This window comes from Micromonospora sp. NPDC049089 (assembly GCF_040648775.1).
Classification (GTDB): domain Bacteria; phylum Actinomycetota; class Actinomycetes; order Mycobacteriales; family Micromonosporaceae; genus Micromonospora.
The window spans coordinates 26,005-42,630 of record NZ_JBEZEH010000031.1 but is presented as its reverse complement, the minus strand read 5'-3'; the positions used below and the strand labels follow the sequence as shown (position 1 = coordinate 42,630).

Genomic DNA, 16,626 nt, shown 5'->3' with positions numbered 1-16,626 from the left:
CCCCGGCACGCCCCGCCCCCGCGCCCCCCCCCCAGCCGGGCACGCCGCGCAGCCGGGCACGCCGCGCAGCCGGGCACGCCGCGCAGCCGGGCACGCCGCGCAGCCGGGGCACGCCGCGCAGCCGGGGCACGCCGCGCAGCCGGGCACGCCGTGCAGTCGGGGCACGCCACGCGGCAGCGGAGCATCCGGCGGGTCGGCGGGAGGGACAGCAGGGGTACGCCGCGCAGCCGCCCGGCGGGGCTACTTGGTGGCGGTCGGGGTGTCCGGCTCGTCCTCGGTGCCCTCGGACAGGGTGTCGTGCACCCCGTCCGCGTACCCCCGGGCGTAGTCCCAGGTCACGTAGTGGTCCGGGTCGGGGTCGTAGGCGGGTTCGTGCACCCGGGGCCGACCCGAGTTGAGCAGGTGCCGCAGGTTGCCGCGGAGCAGGTCCCAGTCGAAGTAGTGCGGTTCGCGACAGTCCTCGCATTCGATCACGAGCCCGCGAACCCCGATCGGGGCCAGCAGGGCCTGGTAGATCTCCAAGTCAGCGAGGTCTTCCAGCACATCCTGCCGCTCGACGTCGGTCAGCGGATCCGGCGTCGCGTCATCGCCCGGGTCATCCAGACCCGCAGTCGGATCGGCCGGGTCGCCGTTGAACGGGTCGATGGGCTCGTCGTGCACCCCCTCACCGTAGACCCAACGCGGCGCGAACGTCCGCCCCCCGGTCTCCGGGCCGGCCCGGCCTGCCACGGACGGGTCGCCCAGCTCACTGGGTACGATGAAGCGACGTGCCGGCTTCGTGGTGCGCTCCGGTGCCCGCCCGCGCCACCTCGCTGAAGCCCATCCGAGCAGCTCAGGGGAGCAATCGTGGAAAATTCGCCCAGCACCGATCTTCCGGCCGGCGGCGAGCACGCCGACCTGGGCGGCCACCTGCCCGAGCTGCCGGCCGGCTCCGCCCGGGTGGTTCCGCTCGGCCTCACCTTCGATGACGTGCTGCTTCAGCCGGGCGAGTCGGACGTGGTGCCCAGCCGTGTGAATACCCGGACGAAGCTCACCCGCAACATCGAGTTGTCCATTCCGCTGCTGTCCAGCGCGATGGACACGGTGACCGAGGCCCGGATGGCGATCGCCATGGCCCGCCAGGGCGGCATCGGCGTGTTGCACCGCAACCTCTCGCTGGAGGACCAGGCACACCAGGTCGACCTGGTGAAGCGCTCGGAGTCCGGCATGATCACCAACCCGGTGACCGCGAGCCCGGACGACACGCTGCGTGAGGTCGACGAGCTGTGCGGGCGTTACCGCATCTCCGGTGTTCCGGTGGTGGACGGCGACGGCCAGCTGGTCGGCATCGTCACCAACCGGGACATGCGTTTCGTCTCCGAGCCGAACACTCCGGTTCGCGAGATCATGACCCACACCCCGCTGGTCACCGCGCGGGTCGGGGTGAGCAAGGACGAGGCACTGGCGCTGCTGCGTCAGCACAAGGTCGAGAAGCTGCCGATCGTCGACGACTCGGGCCGGCTGCGTGGCCTGATCACCGTCAAGGACTTCACCAAGAGCGAGCAGTACCCGGACGCCAGCAAGGACGACGCCGGCCGGCTGCGGGTCGCCGCCGCCATCGGTGTGGGCGAGGACGCGTACAAGCGGGCCCGTGCACTTGTCGACGCGGGCGTCGACGTGCTGATCGTGGACACCGCGCACGGTCACCAGCGGGCCGTGCTGGACATGGTCCGCCGGCTGAAGGCCGACGTGACGGTTGACATCATGGGCGGCAACGTGGCCACGTACGCGGGTGCGAAGGCGCTTGTCGACGCCGGCGCCGACGGCGTCAAGGTGGGCGTGGGGCCGGGCGCGATCTGCACCACCCGCATCGTCGCCGGGGTCGGCGTGCCGCAGGTGACCGCGATCATGGAGGCGGCCCGGGCCGCCCGCCCGGCCGGTGTGCCGGTGATCGGCGACGGCGGCATCCAGTATTCCGGCGACATCGCCAAGGCCCTGGTGGCCGGCGCGGACACGGTGATGCTCGGCAGCCTGCTGGCCGGTTGCGAGGAGAGCCCCGGCGAGCTGATCTTCGTCAACGGTAAGCAGTTCAAGACGTACCGCGGGATGGGGTCGCTCGGCGCGATGCAGTCCCGGGGTCAGGCCAAGTCGTACAGCAAGGACCGTTACTTCCAGCAGGACGTGCTCAGCGACGACAAGCTGGTTCCCGAGGGCGTGGAGGGCCAGGTGCCCTACCGGGGGCCGCTGTCCCGGGTCGCCCACCAGCTGGTCGGCGGGCTGCGGCTGGCGATGGGGTACGCCGGTGCGGAGAACATCCCCGATCTGCACCGCCGGGGCCAGCTCATCCGGATCACCGCGGCTGGTCTGAAGGAGAGCCACCCGCACGACATCCAGATGACCGTCGAGGCGCCCAACTACCACACCCGCTGATCCAACACCCCCAACCACCTGGAGTCCCCCATGCGTGACGTGGTCGAGATCGGGCTGGGCAAGACCGCGCAGCGCGGCTACCACCTGGACGACATCGCCATCGTGCCGAGCCGCCGTACCCGGGACGTCGACGACGTCTCGACGTCGTGGCAGCTCGACGCGTACCCGTTCGGCATTCCGTGCGTCGGTCACCCCTCCGACGCCACCATGAGCCCGGCCTCCGCGGTGCGGCTCGGTCAGCTCGGCGGCCTCGGCGTGCTCAACGTCGAGGGGCTCTGGACCCGCTACGAGAACCCGACCAAGGTGCTGGACGAGCTGGCCGGCCTCGACGAGGAGGCCCGCGCCACCAAGCGGCTCCAGGAGGTGTACGCCGAGCCGATCCGCCCGGACCTGATCGCCGAGCGGGTCCGCGAGCTGCGCGCCGGTGGCGGCACCGTGGCGGTGCGGGTCTCCCCGCAGCACACCCTCGCGCTGGCGCCGGTGATCCTGGACGCCGGGGTGGACATCCTGGTCATCCAGGGCACCATCGTCTCGGCCGAGCACGTGTCGACCACCGATGAGCCGCTGAACCTCAAGGAGTTCATCGCCGACCTCGATCTGCCGGTGATCGTCGGTGGTTGCACGGACTACAAGACGGCGCTGCACCTGATGCGCACCGGCGCGGCCGGCGTGATCGTGGGCATCGGTGGCGACGAGTGGTCGACCACCGAGTCGGTGCTGGGCATCCGGGTGCCGATGGCCACCGCGATCGCCGACGCAGCGGCGGCCCGCCGTGACTACCTGGACGAGACCGGTGGCCGGTACGTGCACCTGATCGCCGACGGTGACATCCAGACGTCGGGCGACATCGCCAAGGCGCTCGGCTGCGGCGCGGACGCGGTGATGCTCGGTGAGCCGCTGTCGCTCTGCGACGAGGCCCCGGCCGGTGGCGCCTGGTGGCACTCGGCGGCGAGTCACCCGTCGCTGCCCCGGGGTGCCTTCGAGGTTTCCGGTGAGCCGCTCGGGTCGATGGAGCAGTTGCTCTTCGGGCCGGCGGACGAGGCCGACGGCCAGCTCAACCTGTTCGGTGGGCTGCGTCGGGCGATGGCCAAGTGCGGTTACCGCGACCTGAAGGAGTTCCAGAAGGTCGGCCTGGTCCTCGACCGCTGACCGTTCCTGACGCGCGAAGGCCGGCCCGCACGGGCCGGCCTTCGTCGTGTTCAGTCGGCTGTCACTTCTCCACGTAGATGGTCAGGTCGGACATGTTGCGGTAGCTGGTCGCCGCGAAGTCGAGCGACTGGCCCTTGTTGTCCGCGCCGCCGGGGGCGGTGTCCATCTCCCAGTTGGCGTGGTGGAAGTTGCGCTCGCCGATGGTCTGGAAGAACTGCTGGAAGTTGAGGTCGCCGTCGCCCAGCGGGGTCATCTGGTACCCGTTGGGAACGCTGGTGTCCCGGTCGCCGTCCTTGGCGTGGAAGAGCGGGAACCGGGTGGTCCGGTCGGCCACGGTGAGGATCGGGTCGAACAGGTCGGTCACCTCCTGGCCGGCCGGGTTGACGTACTTCTGGTGCTTGTAACGGGCCACGTAGGCCCAGTAGATGTCCAGCTCGAAGAAGACGTACCTCGGGTCGGTGATCTCGAAGAAGTACTCCAGTCGGCGGATGCCGGAGGACCGGGTCTGCCGGCCCTGCGCGTCGCGTGGGCCCCGGTCGATCAGGAAGTTGTACGCGGCGTCGTGGTTGTGCGTGTAGAGCCGCATGCCCCGGGCCTTGGCCTGCCGGCCCAGCTCGTTCCAGATGTCCGCGGCGGCGTCCCACTCTGCCTTGTACGCGCTGCTGGTCGGGTCGCTGCCGGTGCCGATGTTCTTCATGCCGAGTTCCTCGGCGATGTCCAGCTGTTGCTGGAAGGTGGCCGGCTGGATCGAGGCGTGGGTGCCGTTGGCCACCAGGCCGTTGTCGTCGAGGATCTTGCGAATCTCGGCGGGGGTGATCTGCCGGCCCAGGATCTCGGTGCTCTGGGTGTAGCCGGCGAACTCGATCTCCTTGTAGCCGATCTCGGCGAGTCGGGCGAGGACGCGCTCGAAGCCGTACGGCACCCCGCTGTCGTCGGGCGCGGCGGTAATCCGGTCGCGGACGCTGTAGAGGATGATGCCGCGGTTGCGGGCCGGGATCAGCGGCTCCACCCGTAGCTTGCTCGCCTTGCCGGGGTTGGCGAGCGCGGGGGTGCCGGTGGCGAGGACGGGTAGGCCGGCCGCGCCGATCGCGGCGGCGGCGCCGGCGGAGGCGGCGAGCAGGGATCGGCGGCTGAGCCGGCCGGTGGGGGTGGCGTCGGGGGCGGTGTGGTCTGGCATGGTTCCACCTTTCGCGACGGTGGTCGGAGACAGACACTAACGTCGGTCTAAGTCGAAAGATAGGTTCGATCGACGGCAGCTTTTGTTTGATTCAACGAAAGTTACTGATGATCGTCGATACCGGCCGCGCGGCCCGCGATGCTGACTACGCTCGTCCTGACCGCACCGCGCAGGAGGCGAGAGGCGCAGGAGGCGAGAGGCGCAGGAGGCCGCAACGCCGCAGGAGGAGTGGGCATGGTCCGGACCGGACGCAGACTGCGCATCGCCGCGCTGACCTGCGCGATCGGGCTGGCAGTCACCGGTTGTACCGGCGACGACCGCGACGGCTTCCGGCCCGGTGCCGCCGACGTCAGCGACCCGTACGTGCCGGGGCACGGCAACGGCGGTTACGACGTCGGGCACTACGGCCTCGACGTGCGCTACGACCCGTCGACCGACCGGCTGACCGGTCGAGCCGTCATCACGGCCACCGCCACCCAGGACCTGTCCCGGTTCAACCTGGATCTGGTCGGCCTGGAGGTCCGCGCGGTCAGCGTGGGTGACGTGGCGGCCGAGCACCGGCGCGACGACGGCGAGTTGGTGGTGACCCCCCGCGACGGACTGCCGCGCGGCCGGCAGTTCACAGTGACTGTCGAGTACGCGGGCATCCCCACCGCCGTCGACGACGGGGCGTTGGGCAGCGGTGGTTTCCTGCACACCGCCGACGGCGCGGTGGCGCTCGGCCAACCCGACTCGGCCGCCACCTGGTTCCCGGTCAACGACCACCCGTCGGACAAGGCCACCTACGACCTGGCGGTGACCGTTCCGGACGGCCTGGCCGCGCTGAGCAACGGCGTACCCGGGCCGAAGAGCAGCGCCGACGGTTGGACCACCTGGCGCTGGTCGGAGCGTGCTCCGATGGCCAGCTATCTCAGCACGCTCGTGATCGGCGACTACCGGGTGGTGACCGGCACGCACGCGGCTCGACCGATGGTCACGGCGGTGGCCGCGAGCCTGCCGGAGACCGGCGGCGCGGCCACCTCGCTGGCCCGCACCGGCGCGATCGTCGACTTCCTGGCCAGCCGCTTCGGCCCGTACCCGTTCGACTCGTACGGGGGGATCGTGATCGCCGACGACCGGATCGGGTACGCGCTGGAGACCCAGTCCCGGCCGGTCTACGGGCCTGGCTTCTTCGCGGACGACAAGCCGAACCCGAGCGTCGTCGCGCACGAACTGGCGCACCAGTGGTTCGGCGACAGCGTGTCGCTGACCAGGTGGAGCGACATCTGGCTCAACGAGGGCTTCGCCAGCTACGCCGAGTGGTTGTGGGAGGAGCACGACGGCGGCCGGACCGCCCAGCGCAACTTCGAGATCCAGTACGCGGCGACCGACTGGACGCAGCCGTCGGTCGAGCCGGGCCGGGAGCAGATGTTCGGCACTGCCGTCTACAAGCGCGGGGCGCTCGCCGTGCACGCGTTGCGCCGGACCGTCGGTGACGACCTCTTCTTCCGCATCCTGCGTACCTGGACCACCGAGCGGGCGGCGGGCAACGCGACCACGGCGGACCTCGTCGCGCTGGCCGAGCGGGTCGCCGGGAGGCAACTGCGTCCGCTCTTCGACGCCTGGTTGGTGGGCGGGTCGGCTCCCACACTGCCGTGATCCGGCCCCGCCGCCCGGTCGATATGCTGCCGCCTGCGAACGGCGGGTAGGCGCCCGTTCGCGCGGAACTGCGGAGGCCGTGACCGGCCACCGTGCGGAAAGGGTGTGGGATGCGCGGGACGCGGCACAGACTGCGAGTGGCTGCCGGCCTGCTGGTGACCGGTGCGCTCGCACTGTCCGGATGCGACTCGGCGGGCCCGGAGGCGGCCCCGTCACCGAAAGCGTCCCCCACTCCGGCGCGGACGTTCGCCGCGGGCGCCGACGGGGTCGGCGACGCCTACTTCCCGACCTACGGCAACGGCGGCTACGACGTCGGGCGGTACACGGTGAAGGTGCGCTACGACCCGGCCAAGGACCAGCTGACGGGTACGACAACGGTGCGGGCCACCGCGACCACCGACCTGTCGTCGTTCAACCTCGACCTGGCCGGCCTGACCGTCAGCGCGGTCACTGTGGACGGCGCACCGGCGACCCACAGCCGCAAGCGGAACGAGCTGGTGATCAAGCCGGCTTCCGGGCTGATCAACGGCAACGGGTTCGTCGCCGAGGTCACCTACGCGGGCAAGCCGAAGCCGCTGAAGAACGAGGCGCTCGGTGACGGTGGTTTCCTGCACACCGCCGACGGTGCCATCGCGCTGGGTCAGCCCGAGTCGGCCAGCACCTGGTTCCCGGTCAACGACCACCCGTCGGACAAGGCGGCCTACGACTTCGAGGTCACCGTTCCGGACGGCCTCACCGCGATCAGCAACGGCGTTCCCGGCGGGAAGACCAGCACGGGCGGTTGGACCACCTGGAAGTGGTCGGAGAAGTCGCCGATGGCCAGCTATCTGAGCACGCTGGTGATCGGCAAGTTCCGGATCACCGCCGGCGAGCACAAGGGCCGCCCGGTCTACAACGCGGTCACCACCACCGAGCCCAAGGGGAGCGCGGACGCGTCGATAGCGCAGACCGTCGCGGTGGCGGACTACCTGGAGAGTGTGTTCGGGCCGTACCCGTTCGACGCGTACGGCGGTGTGGTGATCTCCGACAGCCGGATCTCCTACGCCCTGGAGACGCAGAGCCGACCGGTGTACGCGGCGAGCTTCTTCCGGCAGGGCGAGAACACCGAGGTCGTCGCGCACGAGCTGGCCCACCAGTGGTTCGGCGACAGCGTCGCGTTGGCCAGGTGGGAGGACATCTGGCTCAACGAGGGCTTCGCGACGTACGCGGAGTGGCTCTGGGCCGAGCACACCGAGGCGTACACCGCCAAGGAGGCGTTCGACAACCGGTACGCCAGCATGTCCGCGCGGGTGTGGCAGACACCGCCGGGCAAGCCGGGCGCGGAGAAGCTGTTCAGCGAGTCGGTGTACCAGCGCGGCGGCATGACACTGCACGCCCTGCGGGTGGCCGTCGGCGACAAGGCGTTCTTCGAGATCATCAAGACCTGGGCGGCGGAGAAGCGCGACGGCACCGCCACCACTGCCGAGTTCGTGGCAGTGGCCGAGCGGATCTCCGGCAAGCAGCTCGACGCGCTCTTCGACGCCTGGCTCTACGGCACCAAGAAGCCCGCCCAGCCCAAGCGGCTCTGAGCCGCGGTCAGTTCTTCACGACAAGTTTGGGGTGGGCGGCCAGGTAGGCGTCGGCGCGGCCGGCGCGGAGTTCGGTGAGGAACTTCCGGCCCTCGGTGGTGAGCTGTTCACCCCGGTAGGCGCTGCCCTTGCCGACGCCGGAACCGGGTAGCCCGACCAACGTGAAACGGTTCTCCGGCAGGCCACTGAGGGCGTACGCGATGTCGACGATCCGGCGTCCGCCCACGTAGACGAGCGTGTCGCCCAGCGCGGAGACCACCTGGTCGACGCGCTCGGGTTGCTTGGCCAGGCCCTCGTCCAGGATCTTGCGGGTCATCGCCCGGATCAGCTGCTGCTGGTGGCGCTGCCGGGCGTAGTCACCGCCGGTGATGTAGCGCTGCCGCGCGTAGTCCAGCGCCTGCCAGCCGTTGAGGTGCATCTCGCCCTTCTCGTAGACCTGCTGCGGCCCCTTGTAGCCGCCTGGCGCGCTCTCCCGGTACTTGCCGTCCGGTCGGCGGTGCAGCGACTCGACCCGCTGGTCGATGTAGATGTCCACCCCACCCAGGGCGTTGACCAGCCGGTCGAACCCGTTGAAGGTGAGCACCGCGCCGGCGTCGATGCGCAGCCCGGTGTAGCCGCTGACAGTGCTGCGCAGCAGCTCGTACCCCTGGGCCGTGCTGGGTTGTTTGGGTTTGCCCGGCACCCGGCTGCCGAAGCTCATGGCGTGCGTGAGTTTGGTCTTGCCGCCCTTGTAGCCGGCCTTCGGGAACGCCGGGATGTCCACCAGCAGGTCGCGGGGGAGCGAGAAGAGGTACGCCCGATTCAACCCCTTGGGTACGTGCAGCACCAGCACGGCGTCCGAGTGCGGCTCCCATCCGGGCACGCTGACCCGGGTGTCCACACCGACCAGCAGCAGGTTGAGCGGGCCGGTGATGTCCGCGCCCGGCGGTGGGCCGCTAGGGCTCGGGGTCGGCGTGCCGACGGGTGACGGGGTCGGTGAGCCGGCCACCGGAGCGCCGCCCGGCTTGTTGTCGCCGGTCAGACGGGTGATCACCACGGTGCCGGCCGCGATCAGCGCGACGACGGCGAGGGCCGCCAACCCCAGCAGCAGCCACCGTCGGCGCGGCGCCATCGACCCGAGAACCATCCTGGATTCCTCCCACCCGTCTGGTGAACAACGCTCCGACGGGTGCTCCGGGTTGCGGCCGGGAGGCGCCGGGTCGGTCGGCCGGAGCATGATCGCGCAAAAACGGGCGCTGGCGCGAGCGCTACTGGCGAGTAATGATGCACCCATGCGGTACGACGTGCTCGTCATCGGGTCCGGCTTCGGTGGCAGCGTCACCGCGCTCAGACTGGCCGAGAAGGGCTACTCGGTCGCGGTGCTGGAAGCCGGCCGCCGCTTCGCCGACGACGAGTTCCCGCAGACGTCCTGGCGGCTCCGCCGGTTCCTCTGGGCACCCAAGCTGGGCTGCTACGGCATCCAACGGCTCACCCTGCTCCGCCCGGCCGGTCGACGATCCGGCGGCGGAGTGCTGGTGCTCTCCGGCGCCGGGGTGGGCGGCGGTTCGCTGGTCTACGCGAACACCCTCTACGAACCGCTGCCGGCCTTCTACGACGACCCGCAGTGGCGGGACATCACCGACTGGCGCGACGAGTTGGCCCACCACTACGACCAGGCCAAACGAATGCTCGGCGTCACCACGTACCCGGTGCACACCGGCGCGGACCGCGCCATGCGCGCGGTGGCCGAGCGGATGGGGGTGGGGCACACCTTCCACGCCACCCCTGTGGGCGTGCACATCGGCCGGCCCGGCCAGCGGATCGCCGACCCGTACTTCGGCGGTGCCGGCCCGGAACGCACCGGCTGCCTGCACTGCGGTTCGTGCATGACCGGCTGCCGGCACGGGGCGAAGAACACCCTCGTCAAGAACTACCTCTGGCTCGCCGAACGGCTCGGGGTCACGGTCCGTCAGTTGACCACGGTGACCGCCGTCCGGCCCGCCGACGGCGGCGGGTACGAGGTGCACACCGAACGCACCGGCGCCTGGCTGCGCAAGGCTCGACGGGTCATCCACGCCGATCAGGTGGTCTTCGCCGCCGGGGCGCTCGGCACCCAGCGGCTGCTGCACGGGATGCGGGCCGACGGTGCGCTACCCGGGCTTTCGGCCCGCCTCGGCGAGCTGACCCGGACCAACTCGGAGGCGATCCTCGGCGCCTCGGTGCCACGCCAACGGGCCCGGTCCGAGCGGTTGGACTACACCGAGGGGGTGGCCATCACCAGCTCGTTCCACCCCGACCCGCAGACACACATCGAGCCGGTCCGCTACGGGCGGGGCTCCAACGCGATGGGGCTGCTCCAGTCGCTGCTGGTCGACGGCGGCCCGCACCGGGTCCGCCGCTGGCTGGGCAGCATCGTGCGGCAGCCCCGGTTGGCGGCGCGGATGCTGTCGGTACGCGGCTGGTCGGAACGGACGGTGATCGCCCTGGTCATGCAGTCCGTGGACAACTCGCTGACCACCCGGTGGCGGCGTGGCCCGCTCGGCAGCAGGTTGGTCACCGGCCCGGGCCACGGCGCGCCCAGCCCCACCTGGATCCCCGCTGGCAACACCGCCGCCCGAATGCTCGCCGACGAGATCGGCGGCACCCCCGGCGGCTCACTCACCGAACCGTTCGACATCCCGATGACCGCGCACATCCTGGGCGGGGCGGTCATCGGCGCCACCCCGGCCGACGGGGTGATCGACCCCTGGCATCGGGTGTACGGGCACGTCGGGCTGCACGTGGTCGACGGCGCGGCCGTCTCGGCCAACCTGGGCGTGAACCCGTCCCTGACGATCACCGCACAGGCGGAACGGGCGATGTCCTTCTGGCCCAACAAGGGCGACGAGGATTTCCGCCCGCCGCTCGGCTCCCCGTACCGCCGCCAGCCCCCCGTACCCCCGCAAAACCCGGCGGTCCCGCCGCACGCCCCGGGCGCGCTGCGACAGTGACCCGCCGCCACCTCCGCGATCTCGCACTTTCGGATGTCGTTACGTGGCATTCGTGGCCTTTGTCGGGGCAGAAAGTGCAAGATCGCCGGGAGAGTGGATTGCCGGCGAGCCGGTGCCGGCAGCGGCCGTGACTGTCGGTAGGCTTCGTGCACATGAGCCTGCCTCGCCCAGTCCTCGTGGTGGACTTCGGAGCCCAGTACGCCCAGCTCATTGCCCGCCGGGTCCGTGAGGCGAAGGTCTACTCCGAGATCGTGCCGCACTCGATGCCGATCGCCGAGATGCTGGCGAAGAACCCGGCCGCGATCATCCTGTCCGGCGGCCCGTCCAGCGTCTACGCCCCGGACGCGCCGCAGATCGACGCGGGCGTGTTCAGCGCCGACGTGCCGGTCTTCGGCATCTGCTACGGCTTCCAGGCGATGGCCCAGGCGCTCGGCGGCACCGTCACCAGGACCGGCAACCGTGAGTACGGTGGCACCCCGCTGCGCCCCCGCCTCCTCGACCCCGGTGTGCTGCTGCGTGACCTGCCGGCGGACCTGCCGGTCTGGATGAGCCACGGCGACTGCGTCACCGAGGCGCCCGAGGGCTTCACGGTGACCGCCGAGTCGGCGGGCGCGCCGGTCGCCGCCTTCGAGGACCTGGCCGGTCGACGGGCCGGCGTGCAGTTCCACCCGGAGGTCGGCCACACCGCGCACGGCCAGGAGATGCTGACCCGCTTCCTCTACGACATCGCCGGCATCGAGCCGACCTGGACTCCCGAGAACATCATCGACGAGCAGGTCGCCCGGATCCGCGCCCAGATCGGCGACAAGGAGGTCATCTGCGGCCTCTCCGGCGGAGTCGACTCGGCGGTCGCCGCGGCGCTCGTGCACAAGGCCGTCGGTGACCAGCTCACCTGCGTCTTCGTCGATCACGGCCTGCTGCGCGCCGGCGAGGCCGAGCAGGTCGAGAAGGACTACGTCAGTGCCACCGGCATCAAGCTGAAGGTGGTCGACGCCACCGACCGGTTCCTCGGCGCGCTCGCCGGGGTGACCGACCCGGAGCAGAAGCGCAAGATCATTGGTCGGGAGTTCATCCGGGTCTTCGAGGCCGCGGCCCGCGAGATCGCCGCACACGGCGACGTCGAGTTCCTCGTCCAGGGCACCCTCTACCCCGACGTGGTGGAGTCCGGCGGCGGCACCGGCACCGCCAACATCAAGAGCCACCACAACGTCGGCGGCCTCCCGGAAGACCTGAAGTTTGCGCTGGTCGAGCCGCTGCGCACCCTGTTCAAGGACGAGGTCCGCACGCTCGGCCTCCAGTTGGGCCTGCCCGAGGCGATGGTCTGGCGGCACCCGTTCCCCGGCCCCGGTCTGGCCATCCGGATCATCGGCGCGGTCGACCAGGAGCGGCTCGACCTGCTCCGCCAGGCCGACCTGATCGCCCGCGAGGAGCTGACCGCCGCCGGCCTCGACCGGGGTGTCTGGCAGTTCCCCGTGGTGCTGCTCGCCGACGTGCGCAGCGTCGGTGTGCAGGGAGACGGGCGCAGCTACGGGCACCCCGTGGTGCTGCGCCCGGTCTCCAGCGAGGACGCGATGACCGCCGACTGGTCCCGGCTGCCCTACGACATCGTGGCCCGGATCTCCACCCGGATCACCAACGAGGTCGCCGAGGTCAACCGGGTGGTCCTGGACGTCACCAGCAAGCCGCCGGGCACCATCGAGTGGGAGTGAGCGCCGCTCAGGCCGCCGGCGGCGGGCTGGACGGGGTCGTCGGCGGGTAGAGCGGGGCCGTCGGCGGGTAGGGCGGCGTCGAGGCGTACCCCTGCGGTGGTCCGCCGGGCGCGGGCCCGGCGGTGGGCGGCGGGCCGTTCTGCGGCGCGACGCCCGCGGCGTGCGGCCAGGCCGGCGCGCCGCTAGGCTCCTCCGGCATCAGGAACCACATGATCGGGTACGCGAACAGCGCGAGCCCGCCGGTGAGCAGGCCGGTGACCGCGAAGATCACCCGGACCAGTGTGGGATCGACGGCGAAGTAGCGGCCGACGCCGCTGGCGACCCCGGCGACCATGCGGTCGGTGGTGGGTCGCCGGAGCTGCTTGTAGGGAGCGTGGGGAGCGGTGGTCGATGTCATACCCCCACAGTCCGCGCTGGTGCCCGGCCCGCCCTCGGTGACCGCCCGGATCCTTACCCTGACCAATCCCTGACCGGGGCCAGATAGTCAGGAATCCGACTCTTTTCCGTTCCGGTAACCCGGCCCGGGGAGAATTTGCTCCCGTGACCACCTTGCTCAAGCCGCTCCGCAGGATCGCGGCATACGCAGTTTGTGCTGATTCAAGCGGCCGAGTCCTGCTGGTCCGCGCATCGGAGCGCTCCGGCACCCCCGGCACGTGGTCGCTGCCCGGAGGGGCGGTCGACCACGGCGAAGACCCGAACCACACGGTCGTCCGCGAGACCGCCGCCGAAACCGGCCTCTCCGTCGCCGTCTCCGGCCTGGCCGACGTGCTCGCCGACATGCGGGCACTTCCCGACCGCGGCATCACCATCCACACCGACCGGCTGATCTACCGGGTTGCCGTGCGCGGTGGCACCCTCGCCGACCGGGTCGGCGAGCGCCCCACCGACCTGGCCCGGTGGTACACCCTCGACGAGGCGCGCGAGCTGCCGCTGCGCTCGTTCACCGCACGCGCCCTCGGGCTGCCCGCCTCCTCGGCCGACGTGGTGCCCGACGAGGCACCCGAGTTCCCCTCCTTCTACGCCGTGCCCGGCCCCGACGGGCTGCACCGGGCCCAGCGCTTCGCCGCGTACGCGGTCTGCACCGACCCCGCCGGCCGAGTGCTGCTCACCCGCATCTCCGACGGCTACCCCGGCGCCGGCTGCTGGCACCTACCCGGAGGCGGCACCGACTACGGCGAACAGCCCGGCGCGGCACTCATCCGGGAGCTGATCGAGGAAACCGGCCAGGCCGGCCGCCTCGTCGAGCTGCTCGGCGTCGCGAGTCACCGCGACGCCGCCTCACTCGGCCCCGAGGGTTACCCGATCGACTGGCACGGCGTACGCGCCTTCTACCGGGTCGTCGTCGACCAGCCCAACCCGCTGACCGTGGCCGACGTGGGCGGCTCCACCTGCGAGGCCCGCTGGTTCGGCCGCGAGGAGTTGGGCGCCCTCCCCACCGACCGCCTCACCGAGGTGACCGCCGAAGCAGTCCAGGCCGCCCAACTCACCTGACCCCCGACCCCGAGGGGTCGTCCGGCTTCGGTAGGTCCATGCCCAGCCTGTGATCCACTCGGGTTCCTTGAAAACGCGGTATCCCGGGCGCTGGAATACCGCGCCTTCCGTGAACCCGAGTGGATCACCGCCAGCCTCGGGTTTCCCGTGCACTGCCTCGCATTGATCATGAAGTTATTGTCTGAACGCCAGTTGGACGACGGTAACTTGATGATCAACAGTTGTGGGTGCGGAAGCGGGGGCGAGCGAAGGTGCAATTCGCGCGGCGAGTCGGGGCTTATGGGCTTTTGCGGGACGCGGGCCGGGTCCTGGTGGTTCGGGACGGGGCGGAGGGCGAGTTTCCCGGGGTCTGGCGGTTGCCCGGCGGTGCCGTCAGGCATGCCGAGGACCCGGAGCGCGCCGTGATCCGCCAGGTCGACGAGCAGGTCGGGTTGACGGTTGCGGTGACGCGACTACTCGCGGTGGTTGCCGATGTGGCCACCTCTTCGGAGGACAAGGCTTCGCTGCACACCGACCGGCTGCTGTTCGACCTCAGCACGCCCCACGACGCGCTGCCGGATGGCGCGGAGCGTGAGAGTGCGCGGCCCGAGGGCGGGTCGCGCGGCGTCGGGGCTGGTCTGGTCGATCAGGCTTCCTGGCTTTCGCTGGCGGAGGTGGCGCAGTTGCCGTTGGCCCCGTTCACCGCCGAGGCGCTCGGCCTGCCAGTCTCCCCACTCCCGCCGGCGGCGCACCGATCGCGGGACCTGTTGCCGCCGCAGCACCCCGACCGTCGGCTGCGCTTCGGGGCGTACGGGCTGGTCACCGACCCCGGTGGGCGGATCCTGCTCACCCAGATCGCGGAGGGCTACCCGGGGGCCGGTCTGTGGCACCTGCCTGGCGGGGGCACCGATCACGGCGAGCAGCCGACCACCGGGTTGCTACGGGAGTTGGTCGAGGAGGGTGGGCAGGTGGGCCGGGTCGTGGAGCTTCTCGGCGTCAACAATCTGCACAATCCCGCCGCGCTGGGCCCGGAGGGTCGACCTCTGGACTGGCATGGCGTACGGGTGATCTATCGGGTGCTGGTGGACGTACCTACCGACGCGGTGGTCACCGAGTCCGCCGGGGGGTCGACGGCGCGGGCGGGGTGGTTCACCCGCGAGGAGGCGACTGACCTGCCGTTGAGCGACATCGCTGCCGTGGCAATCGGACAGAGTGGTCGATAGCACACCGCCCGGCGAGCCGAGTTGGTGACCCTCCGGTACAGTCAAAGGCGGGAATGATGGAGGAAAAGGGCGAAGAAGCCCGGGATGGGAACAAGCGAGCGGTTCGAGCGGTTTAAGCCAGATACAAGTACCGCCGGCAGCTATCGCCAAGCCATGTTCCCCTATGCGATGGTGTACTCCGCAAAACGGCTGCCGGGCCATGCAAGGTCCGGCACGAGACAGCCGGACACCCGCCACTTGGCGGTCAGCAGATCCGGTGATGGAGGAAACGTGCCGAGAGCCCCATGGCGCCGGCGTCGTACTACTGACAGTCCGCGCCCCGCAGGGCGTCGCTGGGCGGGCCGGTTGCGCCGCAGCAGCACGTTCGCCCGCCAGGTGCTGTTGGTCCGGGTCGGCCGCCGCGACGGCGACCTGCACCCGACCGACCTGGCCCCGACCGAGCACCGGTACGCCGATCGGCAGCGCCGTCGCTACGGCCTGGACCGGCTCAGCCGGCCGACACTGGGCGTGGACCCGACACTGGGCCTGGACCGAGCCGACGTCGAGGCGGTCATGCCGGTCAGCCCGGCGATGCCACCGATGACGCAGACCGACGAGGCCCACACGATCCCGCTGCTTCCCGGCGAGCGCACCATCGCGCGCCGGATGAAGTTCGGCCTGGTCAACGCCTGCACGCTGGCCAGCCTGATGCTCGGCATGCTGGCCATCTTCCTGGCCATGCAGGGCGAGGTGCGCATGGCGGCGCTCTGCCTGATCGCGTGCGTCGGCTTCGACGGTCTGGACGGCGCGCTGGCCCGACGGCTCGGGGTGGCAAGCCCGTTCGGCGCGCAGATGGACTCACTGGCCGACATGTGCTCGTTCGGTCTCGCCGCGCCGGTAGTGGTCTACGCCTCGCTCGCCGGTTCCGTCTCCACGGCGGCGGCGGCGGTGGCGTGCGCCCTGGTCGCGGCGTGCGCCGCGATCCGACTGGCCCGCTTCAACGTCTCGCCGAAGGACGGCAGGTTCTTCTGCGGGGTGCCCACCACCATGGCGGCCGCGGTCCTCGCCGTGACAGTGGCGATCGGCCTGCCGGTGCCCGGTGCCGTGCTGGTCGCCGGTGTGGCGCTGCTGGCCTTCGCGATGGTGTCGAGCTTCCCGTACGCCAAGCTCGCCCGCCTGGTGAAGCTGCCGCCGTGGCTCTGGCTGGCCCCGGTGATCGGCGCGCTGGTCGACATCCGGCTCACGTTCGCCCTGATCGTGGTGGGCTACCTGGTCAGCGGGCCGGTTCTCTGGCTGCGGCAACGTCGTACCGCCTGATTCGAACAGACAGAATGG

13 protein-coding genes are annotated in these 16,626 nt (G+C 70.9%); 9 read left to right on the top strand and 4 right to left on the bottom strand.

The window, feature by feature from the left end:
* Positions 1 to 240 precede the first annotated feature (240 nt).
* Positions 241 to 660: a DUF5319 domain-containing protein gene (locus AB0B48_RS08330; protein WP_355010073.1), complete on the bottom strand. Its 420-nt coding sequence runs from the start codon at positions 658 to 660 to the stop codon at positions 241 to 243.
* Positions 661 to 846: 186 nt separating this feature from the next.
* Here AB0B48_RS08330 and guaB point away from each other — a divergent pair, with 186 nt between their 5' ends.
* Entirely contained in the window at positions 847 to 2,409 is a 1,563-nt protein-coding gene (guaB, locus tag AB0B48_RS08325) for an IMP dehydrogenase (protein WP_357197765.1), read from the top strand.
* A 30-nt stretch (positions 2,410 to 2,439) separates the two neighbouring features.
* Complete coding sequence (locus AB0B48_RS08320) at positions 2,440 to 3,558, top strand: GuaB3 family IMP dehydrogenase-related protein (protein ID WP_091406427.1); 1,119 nt, start codon at positions 2,440 to 2,442, stop codon at positions 3,556 to 3,558.
* 61 nt (positions 3,559 to 3,619) lie between these two features.
* Here the strand turns inward: AB0B48_RS08320 and AB0B48_RS08315 are convergent, their stop codons facing one another.
* Entirely contained in the window at positions 3,620 to 4,735 is a 1,116-nt protein-coding gene (locus tag AB0B48_RS08315) for a sugar phosphate isomerase/epimerase (RefSeq protein WP_357197760.1), read from the bottom strand.
* Positions 4,736 to 4,969: 234 nt separating this feature from the next.
* Here AB0B48_RS08315 and AB0B48_RS08310 point away from each other — a divergent pair, with 234 nt between their 5' ends.
* Both AB0B48_RS08310 and AB0B48_RS08305 read left to right on the top strand, forming a co-directional pair.
* The gene (locus tag AB0B48_RS08310) at positions 4,970 to 6,373 is read left to right on the top strand and encodes a M1 family metallopeptidase (protein WP_357197757.1); all 1,404 of its coding nucleotides are present in this window, start codon (positions 4,970 to 4,972) and stop codon (positions 6,371 to 6,373) included.
* Positions 6,374 to 6,483: 110 nt separating this feature from the next.
* The gene (locus tag AB0B48_RS08305) at positions 6,484 to 7,941 is read left to right on the top strand and encodes a M1 family metallopeptidase (protein WP_357197754.1); all 1,458 of its coding nucleotides are present in this window, start codon (positions 6,484 to 6,486) and stop codon (positions 7,939 to 7,941) included.
* 7 nt (positions 7,942 to 7,948) lie between these two features.
* Here the strand turns inward: AB0B48_RS08305 and AB0B48_RS08300 are convergent, their stop codons facing one another.
* Complete coding sequence (locus AB0B48_RS08300; protein WP_357197751.1) at positions 7,949 to 9,067, bottom strand: LCP family protein; 1,119 nt, start codon at positions 9,065 to 9,067, stop codon at positions 7,949 to 7,951.
* Between the two features lie 145 nt (positions 9,068 to 9,212).
* On the opposite strand from AB0B48_RS08300, the gene AB0B48_RS08295 reads away from it, so the two are divergent.
* Together AB0B48_RS08295 and guaA are read left to right on the top strand one after the other, a co-directional pair.
* Positions 9,213 to 10,910: a GMC family oxidoreductase gene (locus AB0B48_RS08295; RefSeq protein ID WP_357197748.1), complete on the top strand. Its 1,698-nt coding sequence runs from the start codon at positions 9,213 to 9,215 to the stop codon at positions 10,908 to 10,910.
* A gap of 152 nt (positions 10,911 to 11,062) precedes the next feature.
* Complete coding sequence (gene guaA / locus AB0B48_RS08290) at positions 11,063 to 12,619, top strand: glutamine-hydrolyzing GMP synthase (protein WP_355010065.1); 1,557 nt, start codon at positions 11,063 to 11,065, stop codon at positions 12,617 to 12,619.
* Between the two features lie 7 nt (positions 12,620 to 12,626).
* Here the strand turns inward: guaA and AB0B48_RS08285 are convergent, their stop codons facing one another.
* On the bottom strand, positions 12,627 to 13,016 hold the full coding sequence (locus AB0B48_RS08285; protein WP_357197744.1) for a PspC domain-containing protein: 390 nt from the start codon (positions 13,014 to 13,016) through the stop codon (positions 12,627 to 12,629).
* Between the two features lie 143 nt (positions 13,017 to 13,159).
* Here AB0B48_RS08285 and AB0B48_RS08280 point away from each other — a divergent pair, with 143 nt between their 5' ends.
* The 3 genes from AB0B48_RS08280 to AB0B48_RS08270 all read left to right on the top strand — a co-directional run bounded on the left by AB0B48_RS08280 (position 13,160) and on the right by AB0B48_RS08270 (position 16,608).
* Complete coding sequence (locus AB0B48_RS08280) at positions 13,160 to 14,110, top strand: NUDIX domain-containing protein (protein ID WP_124856350.1); 951 nt, start codon at positions 13,160 to 13,162, stop codon at positions 14,108 to 14,110.
* A 251-nt stretch (positions 14,111 to 14,361) separates the two neighbouring features.
* Positions 14,362 to 15,312 (top strand): NUDIX domain-containing protein, encoded by a 951-nt coding sequence (locus tag AB0B48_RS08275; protein WP_357197740.1) that lies wholly within the window; start codon positions 14,362 to 14,364, stop codon positions 15,310 to 15,312.
* Between the two features lie 345 nt (positions 15,313 to 15,657).
* Positions 15,658 to 16,608, top strand: a complete 951-nt coding sequence (locus tag AB0B48_RS08270) for a CDP-alcohol phosphatidyltransferase family protein (RefSeq protein ID WP_357197737.1) — start codon at positions 15,658 to 15,660, stop codon at positions 16,606 to 16,608.
* Positions 16,609 to 16,626: the final 18 nt, after the last annotated feature.

Coding starts and splice junctions, on each gene's coding strand:
- AB0B48_RS08320 (WP_091406427.1), top strand. CDS start 2,440: ATGCGTGACGTGGTCGAGATCGGGCTGGGCAAGACCGCGCAGCGCGGC.
- AB0B48_RS08315 (WP_357197760.1), bottom strand. CDS start 4,735: ATGCCAGACCACACCGCCCCCGACGCCACCCCCACCGGCCGGCTCAGC.
- AB0B48_RS08310 (WP_357197757.1), top strand. CDS start 4,970: ATGGTCCGGACCGGACGCAGACTGCGCATCGCCGCGCTGACCTGCGCG.
- AB0B48_RS08305 (WP_357197754.1), top strand. CDS start 6,484: ATGCGCGGGACGCGGCACAGACTGCGAGTGGCTGCCGGCCTGCTGGTG.
- AB0B48_RS08300 (WP_357197751.1), bottom strand. CDS start 9,067: ATGGTTCTCGGGTCGATGGCGCCGCGCCGACGGTGGCTGCTGCTGGGG.
- AB0B48_RS08295 (WP_357197748.1), top strand. CDS start 9,213: ATGCGGTACGACGTGCTCGTCATCGGGTCCGGCTTCGGTGGCAGCGTC.
- guaA (WP_355010065.1), top strand. CDS start 11,063: ATGAGCCTGCCTCGCCCAGTCCTCGTGGTGGACTTCGGAGCCCAGTAC.
- AB0B48_RS08285 (WP_357197744.1), bottom strand. CDS start 13,016: ATGACATCGACCACCGCTCCCCACGCTCCCTACAAGCAGCTCCGGCGA.